General features: G+C 37.3%; 1 pseudogene. It reads left to right on the top strand.

Annotated elements, in window-relative coordinates:
- Positions 1–236, top strand: a pseudogene (locus tag AAEY62_RS24730) (molecular chaperone); the annotation flags it as partial.

Raw genomic sequence — 236 nt, 5'->3', positions numbered from 1 at the left:
AATTATAACTGCGATCTTAGCTTTTTAGATGCGTCATTAAGTAAAGATGTTTCAGTCAGTGATTTAGCATTAGCGGTAGATGATAGCATTAGCCAAATAGTCACTTTAGCGAAGCAAGCTATAAATGATGCAGATACTACGCCTGATGTTATTTATTTAACCGGAGGTAGTGCACAGTCGCCTCTTATTAAAGCAGCGCTTAGCCAACATTTAGGCGATATTAAAATGGTTAATGG

Source organism: Pseudoalteromonas sp. GW168-MNA-CIBAN-0100 (assembly GCF_040309225.1).
GTDB lineage: Bacteria > Pseudomonadota > Gammaproteobacteria > Enterobacterales > Alteromonadaceae > Pseudoalteromonas > Pseudoalteromonas arctica.
Note: the sequence above shows the minus strand (reverse complement) of the source record. Positions and strands in the feature narration are given on the sequence as shown.